The 17,113-nt window shown below is 66.0% G+C and carries 15 protein-coding genes; 3 read left to right on the forward strand and 12 right to left on the reverse strand.

All coding sequences use genetic code 11. From position 1 onward, the window contains the following. From VKF82_12140 to VKF82_12180, 9 genes are all read right to left on the reverse strand, one after another. A partial coding sequence (locus VKF82_12140) for an aminotransferase class III-fold pyridoxal phosphate-dependent enzyme (GenBank protein ID HME82804.1) occupies positions 1-588 on the reverse strand: 588 nt, incomplete at its 3' end. 101 nt (positions 589-689) lie between these two features. Then, positions 690-1,283 carry a hypothetical protein gene (locus VKF82_12145; protein HME82805.1) on the reverse strand — a complete coding sequence of 198 codons (594 nt, stop codon included), beginning with the start codon at positions 1,281-1,283 and terminating at the stop codon, positions 690-692. A 227-nt stretch (positions 1,284-1,510) separates the two neighbouring features. Next, a complete protein-coding gene (locus VKF82_12150) occupies positions 1,511-3,097 on the reverse strand; it encodes an aldehyde dehydrogenase family protein (protein ID HME82806.1) in 1,587 nt (528 codons plus the stop codon). A 10-nt stretch (positions 3,098-3,107) separates the two neighbouring features. Beyond that, on the reverse strand, positions 3,108-4,517 hold the full coding sequence (locus VKF82_12155) for an aminotransferase class III-fold pyridoxal phosphate-dependent enzyme (protein ID HME82807.1): 1,410 nt from the start codon (positions 4,515-4,517) through the stop codon (positions 3,108-3,110). Then, positions 4,498-5,850, reverse strand: coding sequence for an oligosaccharide flippase family protein (locus tag VKF82_12160; GenBank protein HME82808.1), 1,353 nt, complete (start codon positions 5,848-5,850; stop codon positions 4,498-4,500). The genes VKF82_12155 and VKF82_12160 overlap by 20 nt, the downstream gene beginning before the upstream one ends. After that, entirely contained in the window at positions 5,843-6,676 is an 834-nt protein-coding gene (gene larE / locus VKF82_12165; protein HME82809.1) for an ATP-dependent sacrificial sulfur transferase LarE, read from the reverse strand. Before larE ends, VKF82_12160 begins: the two co-directional genes overlap by 8 nt. Further along, positions 6,655-7,911 (reverse strand): nickel pincer cofactor biosynthesis protein LarC, encoded by a 1,257-nt coding sequence (gene larC / locus VKF82_12170; protein ID HME82810.1) that lies wholly within the window; start codon positions 7,909-7,911, stop codon positions 6,655-6,657. Before larC ends, larE begins: the two co-directional genes overlap by 22 nt. After that, positions 7,908-8,678, reverse strand: a complete 771-nt coding sequence (larB, locus tag VKF82_12175; protein HME82811.1) for a nickel pincer cofactor biosynthesis protein LarB — start codon at positions 8,676-8,678, stop codon at positions 7,908-7,910. The genes larC and larB overlap by 4 nt, the downstream gene beginning before the upstream one ends. A gap of 35 nt (positions 8,679-8,713) precedes the next feature. Continuing rightward, a complete protein-coding gene (locus VKF82_12180) occupies positions 8,714-10,006 on the reverse strand; it encodes an alkaline phosphatase family protein (GenBank protein ID HME82812.1) in 1,293 nt (430 codons plus the stop codon). A gap of 207 nt (positions 10,007-10,213) precedes the next feature. Between VKF82_12180 and VKF82_12185 the strand changes: the two genes are divergently transcribed. The 3 genes from VKF82_12185 to VKF82_12195 all read left to right on the forward strand — a co-directional run bounded on the left by VKF82_12185 (position 10,214) and on the right by VKF82_12195 (position 14,163). Continuing rightward, positions 10,214-11,455, forward strand: coding sequence for a PLP-dependent aminotransferase family protein (locus VKF82_12185; protein HME82813.1), 1,242 nt, complete (start codon positions 10,214-10,216; stop codon positions 11,453-11,455). Between the two features lie 97 nt (positions 11,456-11,552). Further along, positions 11,553-13,046 (forward strand): hypothetical protein, encoded by a 1,494-nt coding sequence (locus VKF82_12190; protein HME82814.1) that lies wholly within the window; start codon positions 11,553-11,555, stop codon positions 13,044-13,046. A 10-nt stretch (positions 13,047-13,056) separates the two neighbouring features. Further along, positions 13,057-14,163 carry an SDR family oxidoreductase gene (locus tag VKF82_12195; protein ID HME82815.1) on the forward strand — a complete coding sequence of 369 codons (1,107 nt, stop codon included), beginning with the start codon at positions 13,057-13,059 and terminating at the stop codon, positions 14,161-14,163. Here the strand turns inward: VKF82_12195 and VKF82_12200 are convergent. From VKF82_12200 to murJ, 3 genes are read right to left on the reverse strand one after another with little or no spacing between them, the layout of a single operon-like run. Next, complete coding sequence (locus VKF82_12200) at positions 14,105-14,527, reverse strand: DUF5069 domain-containing protein (protein ID HME82816.1); 423 nt, start codon at positions 14,525-14,527, stop codon at positions 14,105-14,107. The genes VKF82_12195 and VKF82_12200 overlap by 59 nt on opposite strands. Then, a complete protein-coding gene (gene rfbD, locus VKF82_12205) occupies positions 14,517-15,383 on the reverse strand; it encodes a dTDP-4-dehydrorhamnose reductase (protein ID HME82817.1) in 867 nt (288 codons plus the stop codon). Before rfbD ends, VKF82_12200 begins: the two co-directional genes overlap by 11 nt. 19 nt (positions 15,384-15,402) lie before the next feature. Next, positions 15,403-17,022: a murein biosynthesis integral membrane protein MurJ gene (gene murJ, locus VKF82_12210; GenBank protein ID HME82818.1), complete on the reverse strand. Its 1,620-nt coding sequence runs from the start codon at positions 17,020-17,022 to the stop codon at positions 15,403-15,405. Between the last annotated feature and the right edge of the window lie 91 nt (positions 17,023-17,113).

Genomic DNA, 17,113 nt, shown 5'->3' on the forward strand with positions numbered 1-17,113 from the left:
GGCGCTCCGGCCGAGCGCGCAGCGATACGTGTTCGCGTAGGGCAGATGATAGACGCCGGGCAGCAGCGGACCGAAATGCCGGCGAAACTTGACCTTGCTCGAACCAAGCGAAATAGCCCCGGTCGTGCGGCCGTGGAACGACCCTTCGAAGGCGATGATGTTCTGGCGCTTCGTGTGTGCGCGCGCGAGCTTGATCGCGCCCTCGACGGCCTCGGCGCCGGAGTTGGTGAGGAACGTCCGCTTCGCGCCGGGTCCGGGGGCGAGCTTGGCCAGCCGTTCGCACAGATCGGAGAACTGGGGGTAATAGAAATCGGTCGAGCAGATGTGCAGGAACTTGCGCGCCGTCTCCTCGATCGCTGCGACCACTTTGGGGTGCGAATGGCCGGTCGCCGCCACGGCGATGCCCGCCATGAAATCGAGGTAACGGTTGCCGTCGACGTCCTCGATCATCGCGCCCGCGCCGCGCTCGACGACAAGGGGATACTCCTTGATGTACGAGGGCGACGAGTATTGCTTGTCCTTCGCGATCACCGCCTCAGCCTTGGGACCCGGCGGCGGCACGAGGATCTTCGGATAGCTCTTTGCCATGTGGTTCTCCGCGGACGCAGAATGAAGCCCGCACTAAGCAGGCTTCATATCTTCGTTTCTTAGACCGCGGAACCTCTGCGCCGAATATTATTCGGCTGTGGTCAGTAGTAGATGTTCGCGACGAAGTTCTCGTAGGAGCCCGGTGGGCAAGGCGGCGGTGGGCGATGCGGCGGGGGAAAACAGAAGTGGACGATCCGTCGGATCGAAAATCCGCTGGGATCATTGAATGTCAGCGTCTGCCCGCTGACCGATGCGTTCATGAGTGTGGTGCCGGAGCAGCTCGGCGGCGTTCCAACGGTCCCGCCGTACGAGCATGCCGCCAAGACGAACGACTTTCCCCATGTCGTCACGGTCGCTGGCAGCGTCACGACGACTTGCAAACCCGAGCCGAACGTGCCGCCGCCGATGAAGCCGGTCGGAGAGAGAGTCAGCGACAAGACTTCGGTGCTGGTCCCAGGCGGCGCCGGAGGTCCGGTGCTCGCGTCCGGCACGTCGACTTGCATGCTCACCTTGTCGAACGGACCCGTGATCGGATAGCTGTTCGACGGAACGGTGACGGAGCCGGCGAATCCGCAGACAGCCGGCAGCGCGACCATTTGGCTCTGCGCCTGGTTCGTGAACGCGAACGAATTCTTGCCTGAGCACGCGGCAGGCGGGTTCGTCGGCGCTGCAGTCGGCGGAGCCGTCGGAGGCATGGTCGGCGCGATCGTCGCTAGCGGTGGACCGCCTTGCGGATTGGGCGTTCCGGGTATCGCCGAATTCGTCCCGCAGCCTGTACCTACGAGCACCGTGACCACTACGAGAGCAAAGCCTAGAACAAAGCGTGTAAGCATCGAGATGTCCTCCAAGAAAGGAAGCGCATCTCGATTCTAGCGCGTTCGCTTTACGGTTAAATCCGCAGAAATACGCAGAACGGCGCCGTTTAGACCATCCGCGTGCGCGACTGCTCCCGCATGAACTGCTCGACGTAGTACGGTCCGCAGCCGCCCTTGCCCGTGATGCCCGAGCCCTTCCAGCCGCAGAACGATTGCACGCCCGGCCACGCGCCGGTGGTGGCCCCGGTGCGCCGGTTCACGTAGAGCACGCCCGCTTCCATCTCGTTGAAAAAGCGTTCGATCTCTTTATCGTCTTGCGAGAACAGCCCACCCGTCAGCCCGAGCTTCGAGCGATTGGCCTCTTCGAGCGCGCGCTCGAACGACGGCACGGTGCCCACGGCCAGGAACGGCAAGAACAGCTCGCGCTGATACAACTCGTGTTCGAGCGGCAATTTGACGATCGTCGGCTTGACGTAATTCCCTTTGCCTAGCCGCTCGCCGCCAAGGCGCTCGCCGCCGGCCAGCATCGTGCCAGCCTTGCGCGCGCTTGACGCCGCCTCGTCGAACTTGCGCGTGGCCGCCTCGTTGATGACGGGGCCGAACCACACGTCGCGCTCGGTCGGATCGCCGATCACGATCTTGCTCGTCTTGTCGAGCAGCATCTCGATGAACGTGTCGGCCACGCGCTCGTCGACGTATACGCGCGAGCATGCGCTGCACTTCTGCCCTTGATAGCCGAACGCCGAACGCATGACGCCGTCCGAGGCGGCGTCCAGGTCCGCGCTCGCCGCGACGATCGCCGCGTTCTTGCCGCCGAGCTCGCCCAGCACGGGCTTCGCATACACGCCGCTCGCGCCGACTTCGCGCAGGATCTGCATGCCGACTTCTTGCGAACCGGTGAACGCGACGCCGTCGATGCCGGCATGGCGCAGCAGCGGTTGGCCGACGCCCTCGCCCGATCCGTAGATCAGATTGAACACGCCCGCCGGAACGCCCGCGTCGTGATAGGCCGCGGCGAGCTTCGAGCCCGTCAGCGACGCCATCACCGAAGGCTTGAGCACGACCGCATTGCCCGCCAGCATTGCGGCGCTCGACATGCCGGTCGCCAATGCGAGCGGGAAATTGAAGGGCGAGATAACCGCGAAGACGCCGTAGGGCCGCAGCGCGTCCTGCGTCTGCTCGTTTGGAGAGAGTTGGCCCAGCGGGCGCATGTAGCCGTTCGCGCCTTCGACCTGGTCGGCGTAATAGTCGATGAGATCGGCGGCCTCTTCGGCGTCGCCGAGCGACTCGATGCGGTTCTTGCCGACCTCGATGCTCATGACCGCCGCGATCTCGTAACGGCGCTCGCGGATGTTCTCCGCGGCGCGGCGCATGATCGCGAGGCGCTCGCGCCACGGCATCGCGCCCCAGCGCTTCTGCGCGGCGCGCGCCGCAGCCACCGCGGCGTCGATCTGCGCGGGGCTGGCGCTATAGAACGCGCCGATTCGCAGGTCTCGATCGATCGGGCTGTGCCATTCGAGCGCCGTGCCCTCTCCCTTTATCTTCGCGCCGTTGACGAACGGGTGATGGACGGCGCCGAGCTCGCCGCGCACCGCGCGCAGTGCGGCATCGAATCCGGCATGGATCTCGTCCATATTCCCGCCGACGCCTGAATACGTGATCTTCGGCTGCTTGCGCGGTGCTTGAACGCTCATGACATTCTCCTCAATCGACAGGAACCGTGGCGGTGTATGGAGCGGTCGAATTCATTCGACCGTTGTTCGTGGACGCCGTGTCGGCGCGCACGACCTCCGCGATGGTAGTGCGCAATTTCTCGACCAGCTCGTCGATCTGCGCTTCAGCGATGGTCAGCGGCGGCGCGATCATCACCAGGTCTCCGTTGATGCCGTCCGCATGGCCGACGTTGGGCCACAGCACAAGGCCGTTATCTCTCGCGCGCGCGATGATCCGTTCGACGAATTTGCGCTCGCGCGCGAACGGCCGCTTGGTCGCGCGATCCGCGACGAATTCCACCGCCGCGAGCATGCCGATGCCGCGCACGTCGCCGACGACGCCTGCGCTCGCCGCATCATCCTGCAGCGCGCGCAGCGATGACTGCAGGTAGCCGCCGACCTCGTGCGCGCGGCGCACCAGCTCGTGGCGCTCGATGTAGCGCAGCACGGCCAGCGCGGCCGCGCTCGAGAGCGCATGATGCGAGTAGGTCTGGGCGTGGACGAGGCCGCCGAACTTGCCGCGCGCGAGCGTGTCGACCAGCGAACGCTTGGCGAGCATGGCCGAAAGGGGAGCATAACCGCCGTTGAGCCCTTTGCCGAGCGTGATGATGTCGGGCACGATCGGCTTGCCCGCCGCGTCGCTGAAGTGTTCGAGCGCGAAGAATTTTCCGGTGCGGCCGACGCCTGTGAGCACTTCGTCGGCGACGAACAGCACGCCATAGCGATCGCATATCTCGCGGATGCGCGCGTAGTAGCCTGGAGCCGGCACGGAAGCGCCGGTCGACGAACCGCCGATCGGCTCTGCGATGAACGCCGCGACGTTCTCCGGGCCGGCCTCGAGGATCGCGGTCTCCAGCGCGTCGCCGGTCATGGCAGGATCGTCATCGCCTTCTGCCCGGTACGGATACGGAGCGTCGATCATCATCACGTCGACCAGCCACGGCGCATAGACGGCGCGATAGTGCGGCCGGGCTGAGGCCGAGAGCGCGAGCAGCGTGTTGCCGTGATAGCCCGGCGTGCGTGCGATGACGACCGTTCGATCGGGGTCGCCGCGCTCGACGTGGTATTGGCGCGCGAGTTTGAGCGCCGCCTCGACCGCTTCTGAACCGCTGCACAGGAAATAGGCACGATCGACGCCGGCCGGCGCTTTAGCCGCTAGGGCGTCGGCCAGTTCTTCGACCGGCGGTGTCGTGAACGCCGTGCCGTTGACATAGGCGACGGTCGATGCTTGCTTCGCGATGGCGTCGGCGATCTCGCGAACGCCATGGCCGATGGATGCGACCATCGCGCCGCCGCTGCCGTCCAAATACTGCTTGCCGGCGCTATCGTACAGATAGACGCCTTCGGCGCGCACGATGGTCGGCGGCGTGACGCCAAGCTTTCTATAGAAGACGTGGCTCATCGAGCAGAACCGCTTCGTCGGAGAGGGGGGCGGCTGCCTGCGGCGCGCCGCGCAGCGTCGCTGCGATGTATGCGACAATGATGGGCAGCAGCGCGAGATTGACCAGCCCGGCGATGCCGATGAGTCGCGGACCGGTGGTGCCGAACGCGGCCATGAGCGCCGCCTCGAGGACGACCGCGCCCACGAGCACCGGCGTGCAGCGATAGCTGCCGACCGCCTGCAGATATGAGATGCCGAGCGCGTCGACCGCGAGCAGCGCTTGCGCCGCGCCGTACTCGCGCAGCAGAAATTGCGCCTGCACGAACGCGGGCCCGAACGTGATGCCGAGCAACTGCGCGGGCAGCAACGCCGCGATCGCGAATCCGGCCGCCGAGAGCAGCACGCCCGCGCCGAACGTCAATGCGAGCAGCCGCTGCAGCAATTCGCGGCTCACGTGTTGCGCGGCGGCCGCCTTGGGGGCCATGACCAGCGCGATCATGCCGACGCCGAACGGGATCGTGCGCGCGATGATGCCGGCCGCACCGTACAGGCCTGCGTCGGTGCCCGAGAGATGATGCTTGGCGAACAGCTGGTCCATGAAGAGCAGCAAGAGGACGCAGGCCGAGATCCACAACAGCGAGATCGCGCGCCCGCCCAGCTCGAGGTGGTCGTGCTCCGGCTGCTCGCTCGAGTCGGAGCGCGTCGTGATGAGCGGCAATGCGACGACGGCGAGCCCCGCGACTGCGCCGACGACGAAGCCGCTGATCGCACCGAGCACCGCCATGCCGGCAGTGACCATCGCCAGCGCAGAGACGAGCTTGATCGACATCTCGGCGATCATGGAGCCGGAGAAGAGCCAGAAGCGATGTGCGCCTTGCGCCGCGCCGCGAAAAAAAGCGCTGAAGATCGCGATCGCGAGATATGCTGCGAACGCGAACCACAGCGGCGGTTGCACGATGTGCAGGTACGGACCGGACAGCAGCCCGATGCCGAGCGCGATCGCGGCGACGGCCAACGCGGCCCCGAACGCAGCCGGCGCGACCGAGCGGACGAATAGGCCCACGCCGGTTACGCGCCGCAGCGCCCACAGCCGTGCCGTGTCCTGCATGGCGACGATGCCGAGCGGTCCGCCGAACACGCCGAAGATGGTCGCGGCGGCGGCCAGCGTCGCCAGCGTGCCGTAGTCCTCTGGACCCAGGCGGCGCGATATCAGGAAATGATAGAGATAATTGAAGGCGTTGGCGATGAACGAGCCGCCGATGATGACGGCGGCGTCGCCGCCGATGCGGCGCAACGAAAACGCGGAGGCGGCGTCGTGGCTCGCGGGGGGTGCGAGCTTGGCCTGCTCAGACACCCGAGCTTCCGACGTTTTCGTTGAGACTGCCGGTGCGATAGCCGCGCGGATCGATCTCGACGCGCTCGTAGCCGACGTCGCGCAGCGCGCGCGCGACGTTCCCGCGGCGTTCTTCAAGGCGCGCGATGTCGGCGCGCGGCACTTCGACGCGCGCGAGCGCACCGAAGTGGCGCACGCGAACGGTCGGGAAGCCGCTGGCACGCAGGTAGCGCTCGGCGAGATCGATGCGCCGCAGGTCGTCGTCCTCGATGCGCGTGCCGTACGGCACTCGCGACGAAAGACATGGTGTCGCCGGCTTTTGCCAGACCGGCAGATCGAGCGCTCGCGCGAGCGCGCGCACGTCCGCTTTGGTCAGATTGGCTTGTGCGAGCGGGCTGCGCACCGCGTGAGCGAGCGCGGCGCCGCGGCCCGGCCGGACGTCGAGCGCGGACGCGCCGTCGTCGGCGTTGGCTCCATCGACGACGTGGTCGAAGCCGCGTTCGCGCGCGAGATGCGCGAGCCGGCCGAACAGTTCATCTTTGCAATAGAAGCAGCGGTTCGCCGGGTTGGCGCGGTACGCGGGATTCTCGAACTCGTGCGTCTGCAGCGTCTCGTGCCGGATGCCGATGCGCGCCGCCAATGACCGCGCGGCCTCGAGTTCGCCTTGCGCCACGGAAGCGGACACGCCGGTCACGGCAAGCGCGCGGTCGCCCAGCTCGCTGCGCGCGATCGCCGCAAGCAGCGCTGAGTCCACACCGCCGGAGTAGGCGACGATCGCGCTGCGCAGCCCGCGCACGCTCGCGCGCAGGTCGCGCTCGCGCGACGCTAGGCTTGGAGCTTGAGCCACTCGTCGACCTCGGTTTCGATCGTGCGCATCACGTCGCCCAGCGCCATGCCGCTGCGGCGCGCGATGGCTGCGCAGTCGTCATACTCGGGCCGCGCGCGTCGGCCTGACGGCGTCGCAACGACTTTGACGCGCACGAGACCGAGCGATGTGGTCACGCTTTCGCTGGAGCGCGGCAGGGTGACGCGCGTGACCGGCCAGCGGCGCACGCCGATGGTCGTCGTCTCGGCGAGCAGTGCGGCCGCAACCGACTCGGATCGCTGTGCCGGCGCCAACGCGGCGAGCAGCGTGCCGGGCCGCCCCTTCTTCATCTGCGCCGCTTGCGTCCACACGTCGAGCGCGCCGGCGGCGACGAGTCGTTCGGCGACGTGCGCGTAGAGCTGCGGGTTCATATCGTCGATGTTGGTCTCGATCTGCACGACATCGCCCTCATCAGCCTGTAGTAGCGGGTTCTCGGAACCCGCTCTCTCGCCGATCGAGACACGCAGCACGTTGGCGAACGGAAACTCCGATCGCCCAGCGCCGTATCCGATGTGGTCGATCGTCATCGGCGGGCGCAGCGCAAAGCTCGCGAGGCCGGTGAGGATCGCCGCGCCGGTAGGCGTGACCATTTCCGCGTCGAGATCGACCGCGTACGTCGGCACGCCGCGCAGCAGGTCCAAGGTCGCAGGCGACGGCGACGGCATCGCACCGTGCGCGCCGTGAACCGTGCCGCGGCCGCAGGGCAGCGGCGAGCAGTAGACCGCGTCGATGCCGAGCAGGTGCAGGCCCAGCACCGCGCCTGCGACGTCGACGATCGCGTCCACTTGGCCGACTTCGTGAAAGGCGATCTCGTCGACGGGCATTCGGTGCACGCGCGCTTCGGCCGCGGCGAGACGCTCGTAGATCGCGATCGCTTTCGACTCGACCTGCGCCGGATAGCGCGCGGCGCGGATGATCTCGAGCACGTCGGCCAGCGAACGATGCGGATGCCCCTCATGATGGTGCGCATTCTCGACCTTTGGAGCGGTCGAATCTATTCGACCGTACTCGATGTCCTCACCCGGCACGTCGACGTCGAGATACAGCGCGCCGATGCCGCGTTTATGGACCGCTTCGGTTTTGATCTTCCAGCCGCGCACCGGTAGGCGGCGCAGCTCGCGCTCGAGCGCGTCCACGCTCAGACCCGCGTCGACGAGCGCGCCGAGGATCATGTTGCCGCTGGCGCCGCCGAACGCGTCGAAGAACGCGATACTCATCCGGCGCTTTCGCGCTCCGAGACGGCGAGATGGTTGATGCGCGACGCGACGCAGGCCGCGCCGAACCCGTTGTCGATGTTGACGACGGCGACGCCACCCGCACACGCGTTGAGCATGGTCAGCAGCGCGGCGAGCCCGCCGAACGACGCGCCGTAGCCGACGCTGGTAGGAACCGCGACGACCGGCCGATCGGTCAACCCTGCGACCACGCCCGGCAACGCGCCGTCCATCCCTGCGACTGCGACGATCGCGTGCGCCGTGCGCAGCGCGCCGACGTGGCCAAGCACGCGATGCAGTCCGGCGACGCCGACGTCGTCGATGCGCGCGACGGCGTTCCCCATGATGTCGAGCGCACACGCCGCCTCAGCGGCGACGTGGCGATCGGACGTGCCGGCGCTCACCACGCATACCAATCCGACACGCACCAGCGGTTCGCGCTCGAAGATGATCGCGCGCGCTGCGTCATCATAGCGAGCATCGGGCACCTGTGCGCTCACCGCTGAAAAGTCGCTGGTTGTCGCGCGCGTGGCGAGAAACCGGCCGCTCGATGCTGCCAGCCGCGCGGCGATCGCGGCGATCTCGTCAGCACGCTTGCCCGGGCAGTAGATCACCTCGGGAAAGCCGGTTCGTTCGGCGCGCAGGTGGTCGAGCGTGACCGACGGCAGATCGCTTGCGCCAGCGCCCTGCAGGTGCGCAAGCGCTTCATCGACCGAGACGGCGCCCGAGCGCAGCGCGTCGAGCAGCCCGCGCAGTGTGTCTTCCATCATGACCTGCTTTGTGGCGCGCGGGAGCGGCGCCTCTCTCAGATCGGATCGGGCGGTTTAAGGCTTTGCGGCTGCCGCAAGAAATCGGCCGGGCTCATAAACGTCTTGGCCGGCTGCAACGGACTCACCGACTGCGAAAAGTCAAAGCAATCGGAGAGCTCATCTGCTCGAGCGTCTGCGGTGCCGAGCGTCGGCACGCCAAAGGTGGCTTCGGTGAAGTGCAAGATGCTGCCGAACTCATGTTGCACGTGAGAGACGTAGCCATGGCGCGCATACGGCGACACGACGATCAACGGGACCCGGAAGCCCAGTCCCATGACGTCCACTTGCGGGGGCGGAACGTGATCGTACCAGCCGCCCCAATCGTCCCACACGACGAGGATCGCTGTGTCCTTCCAATAAGGGCTTGCGCCGACCGCGTCGACGATCGAAGCGACCCATTGCGGCCCGGTGTTGCTGCTCGCCAACGCGTGATCGGAATTGACGAACTGCGGCACTACCCAGCTCACCTGCGCTAAGTTGTTGTCGGCGATATCCGTCAGCACAGTCGTTTCAGGCGTGACGATGTTGCCCGTCCAGTCGGCGCCGTAACGGATGTGGCGGATGGCGTCATAAGCGTCGAAGAAATACACCGACACCGGTGTATAGTAGCGCCAGGTGACATGCGCGGCATCCAGTTCGTCGCCGAGCGTCTGATAGTCGAAACACGGAAAGATGCCGGCAGTCTCATTGCCATTGGCGTCCAGCTGCGGGGCCAGCGTGCCTGCCGCCGCGTCGCAGCCCCACACGGAGCCGCTTGGCACTTCGGCGACGTTGTCGGATTGCCCGGCGATGAGATACTGATGGGCCGGGAAGCTGGGACCACTATTGGAGGCGAACATGCGGTCCCCCAGCGTGAACTGCTTGGCGAGCGTCCAATACGGCACGGTCTCGGACTGCGGGAGATACGAATAGGCATAATTCGGCGGTCCGGGCGTCGCACAGTAGCCGCCGCATGCTCCCGTGTAGGTGCCCTCTGCGTTAAAATTATCCATTCTGCCATTGTCATATGCGGCCTTGAAAGACACGTGGAAGTGACCAACGTCGAGACCGCCGCCAGCGAAGGGGCGAGGTGTGAGCGGCAACGGGCCCGCCTTCGTCTGGCCTACCGACACCGTGTCGGCGCCGGGGAAGCCGTTGAACATGTCGTCAAAGCTTCGGTTTTCTTGGACGACTATGATCACGTGTTTGATGATGCCAGCATCGTTGATCGGCGTGTAGCCGGTACCGCTCGGCGGGCTTGGAATGGAGGCGTGATTGCATGCGACGACTGCGCTCGCGCAAAGCGCCAATGAGACTGCACAGGCGGTTCGCATCCACGAACCGCGTTTTTGCGGCCTGCTCAACGTTGTATCCCCCATGCCCTCAAGAAAGCGACGCATGCGGGTCATACGGACGCGCGGCGCCCGCTCCTGCTTGCGGCCGTCAGAAACGCTGAGATAGCTTTGTCCGGGGGAATCCGCCACCGTACACGCAGAACCACGGGTGGGAGGGTTCGCATGTCTTTGGCCGCCCCGTCGAATCCAGGCGCCGACACCCACGTCTTTCGTTACGCGGAGCGCATGGGCCGCCTCAAAGCCAGCGCCATCCGTGAGATCCTCAAGGTCACCGAGCTGCCCGACGTCATCTCGTTCGCGGGCGGCCTTCCCGCACCCGAATTGTTCCCGGTCCGCGAATTCGCGCGCGCCTGCCAAGAGGTTCTCGATACCGACGGCGCCGCGGCGATGCAGTACAGCGTGACCGAAGGCTACACGCCGCTGCGCCAATGGATCTGCGACTATCTGCGCGCGAGCATCTCGATCGAGTGCGAACCGCATCAGGTGCTCATCATCAGCGGCTCGCAGCAAGGTCTCGACCTCATCGGCAAAGTGCTGCTCGACCCGGGCGATTACGTCGTCATCGAGAATCCCGCTTATCTCGGCGCGATCCAAGCCTTCGACGCGTATCAAGCGCGCTATCTGAACGTCGCCTCCGACGATGACGGCATGCGCACCGAGGATCTCGACCGGCTGCTGCGCCAAGCGCCGGCAAAGCCCAAGCTCGTCTATCTCGTGCCCAATTTCGAGAACCCGACCGGCGTCACGCTGAGCTTGCGCCGCCGTCACGAGCTGATCCAGATCTGCGCGGAGCACGGCATCCCGATCTTCGAAGACGATCCGTACGGACGCTTGCGCTACTCCGGCGAGGCCTTGCCGTCGATCATGGCGCTTGCCAGAGGCCGCAATACGATCTACATGAGCACGGTCAGCAAGATCATCGCCCCCGGCATGCGCGTCGCGTGGCTCGTGCTGCCCGATGCCGGATTGTACGAGCGCGTCGTGCCCGCCAAGCAGGCGGCCGACTTGCATACGTCCAGCTTCACGCAGCGCGCGGTCTATGCGTACGCGCGCGTGCCCGGGCAGGTCGAGCGCCATATCGCCGAGATGCTGCCGGTCTACCGGCGCCGCCGCGACCTCATGCTTGAGACGCTCGCGCGGGCGATGCCCGCGGGCTCGTCGTGGACGCATCCTGACGGCGGTCTTTTCTTGTGGGCGCGCGTGCCGGCGGGCGTCGACACGCAAGAACTGCTCACGCATGCGGCGGAGAAGAAAGTCGCCTTCGTGCCCGGAGCGCCGTTCTGGGTGAACGTAGACGTGCGCAACACCATGCGCTTGAACTTCAGCAACGCGTCCGAGGATGCGCTCGTGACCGGGATCGAGCGGCTCGGAGACCTGGTGAAAACGCATCTGGCGAAACGCTAGCGGCGCCGCTTTTCCCTTTCTGCTCATCGCGCTGTTAGCGGCGAGGCCCGCGGACGCCGGCGAGCAGCGACAGACCGTCTCCATTTCAGGCACCGCGGTGCGCTTCTACGCCTCGCACCTGCTGCTCGATGCGACCGGCGCCGCGTACATCGACGACGGAGTCGTGCACGTCAGCGCCGACCACATCACGCTCGATCTGCGCGCCAAGCGCTACCTCGCTATCGGCAACGTCGTGGTCACGCCCGCAGTCGCGCAAACCGCGCCCGGTTCTGTGCACAGCGTGCGTGGCGACGTCTTTGGCGAGGACTTCGCCAAGAGACAAGGTCTGCTCGTCGCGCTCGATGAGCCTCCCGTGCGCCACGTCGTGCAAGCCGGAGTCATCGGCGGTGAGCCGCCGCCAAGCGCGCAAACGGCGGAGCCGCTGACCGTTCCCGATTTCGGCGGCGAAACGCCGTTCGCGGTGGCGGCGCGTGCGGTGGCGCACGTGGGCGCCGACGTGCGGCTGACCAAGGTCAAGGTCGCGTTGCCGGGCGCGCGCAGCCTTCCGTTGCCGTCATACGTCTACACGTACTCGTCCGATCCCGGCTACGCGATCAGCAACCTCGCGGGCGCGAGCGAAGACGTGCCGCTGTACTTCGGCAGCACGCGCGACTCGGTGCAGGGCATCCACTTCATCTACCGGCAGGACATCAAGTTCGGTTTGGGCTTCGACCAGCGGATCATCGACACGCCGCGCGGTTACGCGATCGGGTCGCTCTCGCCGCTCTTCGGCAACCAGAAGACATTCAATTTCACCTGGCAAGACCGCATCAACGCACACACCCAGCAATCGCTCACGTCGACGAGCATCCAAGGCATCGGCACCATCAATTCGTACGACGTCAGAGACGGCGTGCACCGCTCGTTCTTCGAGCTCACCGGTTCGCAGTATCATCAATCGTTGGGCGCCCTGCTCGCGTGGCAGAGCTACGACGAGGCCCTGGCCAAACAAGGCGTGTTCTCGAACTTGCTCTTCCATTTGCGCTCGGAGGTCGGCACCACCCACACGCCGATCACACCCGGCTACTCGCCCTTCCCGACCGACATCTTCTTGCCGCAATGGTACCAGCATGTCGGCTTCGAGGCGTACGTCGCCACCAGGCCGCTCGCGCTGGGTCCTGGCACGACGCTCAACGCGTCGGCGGACGACCGCTTCTTCCACGACACGCTGCCGCATCTGGAGAGCATCCAAGCCTACGCGCTGAATGTGACGCAGCGCGTCAACCGATTCGTCACGTTGAGCGGCGGCATCCTCGACACGCCGATCCATGACGGGTACCCGAGCATCGACGCCGGATACGCGAGCCACTTCACCGCGGAGACGGCGACCTTCCAATACAATCACGACGGTGTTTTCTCGCTATTGGTGACCGGCTCGCATGGAACCGGTTCGACGCAACTGCCCGCCGGCGTGGTCGTGACCCCGTGGGTCGTCGGCGCTGACGTCAGATTCCGCGTCAACCGCTCGCTCTCGCTCGAGCTCGGCAGGTCCTACTATTTCGGGTTCGAAGGTCAACGCTTCGGAACGATCACGTTTCAGCTTTTCCCATAGAGGCTTGTCGTTGAAGATCCTCGTGACTGGTGGTGCCGGCTACATCGGCGCCGTGCTCTGCGAGCAGCTGCTCGCGGCCGGCCATCAGGTGCGCGTGCTCGACCGCTTGTACTGGGGCTATACGCCGCTAGAGCACCTGCGCGGGCGCGTCGAGATCGTGCACGAAGACGTCCGCGCGATCAATCCGAGGGTCCTCGACGGGATCGACGGCGTCGCGCACCTCGCTGGCCTTTCGAACGATCCCACGGCCGAATATAATCCCGACGCGAACTGGCAGATGAACGCCGATGCGACCGCGCACCTCGCGGTCGCATGCAAGCAGCGCGGCATCACGCGCTTCACCTTCGGATCGAGCGCTTCGATCTACGACGGTCTGGGAGACGGCCTATTCGACGAGACCGCGCCGGTCAAGCCGCGCGGTGCATACTCGCTGTCCAAATTCGCGGCAGAACAGTCGCTGCTGAGCATCGCCGACGCGGATTTCGCCCCCGCCATCTTGCGCCAAGGCACGGTGTACGGCTACAGCCCGCGCATGCGCCTCGACCTGGTCGTCAATACGTTCATCAAGGACGCGCTCTTGCGAGGAACGCTGTTCCTGCACGGCGGCGGCTGGATGTGGCGGCCGCTCGTCGACATCACGGATGTCGCACGAGCGCACGTGCTCTGCCTTAGCGCTGACCCTGCGGACGTCGGCGGCCAGATCTTCAACGTCGTACATGGCAATTTCCAGATCCGCCAGCTCGCGATGCTGGTGGCCGGCTCGCTCTTGCTGCACGATAAGACCGTTCGGCTCGAGGACGCGCCGCTGCCGAAGATCAACCGCGACTACCGCTGCGCCAACGGCAAGCTCACGGAGAAGCTGGGTTTCACGCCGCACGTGACCGTGCTCGAGTCGATCGAGCGCATGCTCAAGGCGTTGCCGCTGCAGGATCCTTCGGAGCTGGCGCATCCGCGCTACTACAACATCAAATGGATGACGCTGCTCGAGGAGATCCTGTCCACGCACGCGGGCGAGCGCTCGATCTGGGATGTGGTGCCGCTCGATGCGGCCGTCGGCGCTAGGGCGCCTTCATCACTCGACGGACCAAGCCCATCCAAAAGCCTTCGGTCGCTCTGAACGGAGCGATGAGCACGAACCACGGCCCGTGCGCCACGTAATCCTCGTCGCGATCGATCAGCCCGATGATCCACGGATGACGCGCCGGAAGTAGTCTCGACCACCGCTGTAATCGCTCTTCGTCAAAGCCGCGCTGCCGCAACTCCTCAAGCACGCCGGCGTCGTCCGGATTCGCAGCGACGATATCGGCGAACTGGCTTGTCGTCAGCCCCAGTCTGCGCAACATGCCGATGTCGACCGGCGAGTGGCCGAACAAATACGCTCCGAGCTCTCCGCGCTGCGCCATACGCGCCTTGTCGATGAGCCGGGGCAACCAGCGGATGCCGTCGAGCGTCTCGGTCCAGCGCCGCGGCCTACTTGACATGGCCCTTCGCTTTCAAGTAATCGCTCAGCGCTTCGCGCCACGGCCGCGCCTTGAGGCCAAGCGCGCCGAGTTTCTCGCTGGTCATCGCCGAGTAGGCGGGCCGGCGCACACCCATCGGCAGATCCTTGATCCGGATCGGCTCCGCACGCACCCGCATGCGGCATTGCGCGAAGATCTCGTCGGCGAACTCGCGCCACGAAACCGCACCCTCGTTGGAAAGATGATAGGTGCCGGTGGGCGCCTTCCGTTCCAAGAGGTCGAGCAGCAAAGCAGCGGCGTCTGCGGTGGAGGTCGGCGACGAGACGATGTCATCGACGACGCGCGGGCTCTCGCCGCGCTGGCCCTGCACCAACATCGTCTCGACGAAGTTACCGCCTTTGCCGCGGTTGCCTGCGACACCGAACAGGCTGCTCACGCGCATGATGTAGTGCTGTTTGTTGAGGCGCACCAGCGCTTCGCCGGCGGCCTTGCTCGACCCATAGACGGAGAGCGGCAACGTCGGGTCGCTTTCGACGTACGGGGTCTTCTTGGTGCCGTCGAAGACGTAGTCGGTGCTGATGTACACCGGTGTCGCGCCGCGGGCGGCGGCCGCCAATGCCGCATGGTATGCGCCGTGCACGTTCACCTCGACGGTCGCTGCCGGCAGCAGCTCGCAATCTTCGGTCTTGTTCATGGCCGCGGTGTTGACGACGGCGTCACCCGGGCCGATGTCCGCCAGCGCACGGTCGAGCGAAGCGCGGTCGCGCACGTCGCAGTCCTGGTGTGATAGCGCGATGACCCCAAGTCGGCGCTCGCGAGCGAGCCGCACCAGATCGCTGCCGAACTGCCCGGGCGCACCGATGACGGCTATCTTCATATGGAGAGGTTCGGCGCGCTCACCGCTGCGCAGCGGCAGACGCAGCGCGCCGCTCGACGTATTCAGCACCCATCGCGAGCAGCATCGCGAGTTCGCGGACGCGCAGCGCGGTGCCGACAGCGAGGAAGACGACGCCGCCGACCAGGATGGCGACGGCGAGCGTCGTCGCGTGCTGGAACAGCGTGCCGGCATCGTGCCAGAGCAGCCGGTGCACGAGCCAGGCCGCGGCGGCCATCGCGCCCGATGCGATGCCGACGCGCAGGATGCATGAGCCGATGAGGTCGCCGCCTTCGTCGACGGGTCCGATGCGGCGATGCAGCAGCCAGAACAGCACAAGAGCCTCGGTCAACGACGACATCGAGTTCGAGGCCGCCAGACCATTGACGCCATAGGGCCCGACCAGCAGTGCCGAGAGCACGACGTTTTGCGCCATCACGCCGATCGCCACGATCACGGGCGTGCGCGAGTCGCGCATCGCGAAAAAGCAGCGCGTGAGCACGATGCTCGCGGCGATGCCGAGGAGGCCGACCGCGTAGTATTGCAGCGCGCCGGCGGTGCGCACGACGTCTCCATAGGTGAACGCGCCGCGCTCGAAGAGCACGCTCAGGATCGGCTGCGCGAGCACGATGAGTCCAGCCGCCGCGGGGATCGTGATGAGCGCGGTCATGCGCAAGCCGGTCGATGCGGTTTGGCGCAGCGCGGCGGTCTCGCGCGTCGCGAACTGCGCCGACAGGATCGGGAAGATGACCGTTGCGATCGCCACGGCGAACAACTGCTGCGGGAAGCCGACGAGTTTGGTGGCGTAGTTCATCGCGGCGATCGCGCCGGCCGGCAGGTGCGAGCCGAAGTACTTGTCGACCAGCAGGTTCACTTGGCCGACGGCGGAGCCGACGATGATCGGCCCTAAGATCACGAACAGCGCGCTGATGCCCGGGTGTTTGAGATCGATGACCGGCAGGTAGCGGTTGCGCCGCAAGAAGCTCGGCACTTGCACGAGCAGCTGGGCAACGATTCCCGCGGCGGTGCCGAAGACCAGCGCGTAGATGCCGTACTGGTTGAAGAACAGCAGCACCCCGAGAATCGTCAATACGTTGAGCGCAATACCTTGGAGCGCCGCTGCTCGATAGCGCTGCTGTGCGTTGAGCACCGCCTGGAGCACGCCGGCGATCGACGTCGCGATGATCGTCGGCATCAAGATGCGCGTCATGCGGACCGTCACGGCCGCATGATCGGGCGAGAAACCGTTCGCGACGAGCTTGACGATCCACGGGGCCGCGAGCCACCCGAGCGCAGCGCAAGCGACCAGTAGGATGAGCAGCACGTTGATGACGGTGCTTGAGAGCCGCCACGCTTCGCCTTCGCGCTTCGAGGCGAAGTAATCGCTGAAGACGGGCACCAGCGCGCTTACCAGCGCACCGTTGAAAACGCCGAACACCAAGGTGGGGATGATGGCCGCGACGATGAACGCGTCGTACTCCCACGCCTCGCCGAAGTACTTCGCGTTGACGACCTCGCGCGCGAAGCCGAGGAGCATGCTGGCAAGCGTCGCGAGCATGACGGCAAGGGTCGACGCCGTGACGTGGGCCGACGGTCTGTTTAGAAAGCTCTGAGAAGGCTCCGCAACCTTCGCGACTGCCATGACCGTCAGGGTTCGGACCCGCGGCGGCGCCTGCCTACCGCGCAGGGCGGTGTCGCGTTGCGACATAACTACGCGCCTGGGGCAAAGCCGG

The sequence above is a fragment of the Candidatus Eremiobacteraceae bacterium genome, assembly GCA_035314825.1.
GTDB lineage: Bacteria > Vulcanimicrobiota > Vulcanimicrobiia > Eremiobacterales > Eremiobacteraceae > JAFAHD01.

Bases quoted from the DNA above. Each gene is read 5' to 3' on its own strand.
- VKF82_12145 (HME82805.1), bottom strand. From the start codon at position 1,283: ATGCCTCCGACGGCTCCGCCGACTGCAGCGCCGACGAACCCGCCTGCC.
- VKF82_12150 (HME82806.1), bottom strand. From the start codon at position 3,097: ATGAGCGTTCAAGCACCGCGCAAGCAGCCGAAGATCACGTATTCAGGC.
- VKF82_12155 (HME82807.1), bottom strand. From the start codon at position 4,517: ATGAGCCACGTCTTCTATAGAAAGCTTGGCGTCACGCCGCCGACCATC.
- larC (HME82810.1), bottom strand. From the start codon at position 7,911: ATGAGTATCGCGTTCTTCGACGCGTTCGGCGGCGCCAGCGGCAACATG.
- larB (HME82811.1), bottom strand. From the start codon at position 8,678: ATGATGGAAGACACACTGCGCGGGCTGCTCGACGCGCTGCGCTCGGGC.
- VKF82_12185 (HME82813.1), top strand. From the start codon at position 10,214: ATGTCTTTGGCCGCCCCGTCGAATCCAGGCGCCGACACCCACGTCTTT.
- VKF82_12200 (HME82816.1), bottom strand. From the start codon at position 14,527: ATGTCAAGTAGGCCGCGGCGCTGGACCGAGACGCTCGACGGCATCCGC.
- rfbD (HME82817.1), bottom strand. From the start codon at position 15,383: ATGAAGATAGCCGTCATCGGTGCGCCCGGGCAGTTCGGCAGCGATCTG.
- murJ (HME82818.1), bottom strand. From the start codon at position 17,022: ATGGCAGTCGCGAAGGTTGCGGAGCCTTCTCAGAGCTTTCTAAACAGA.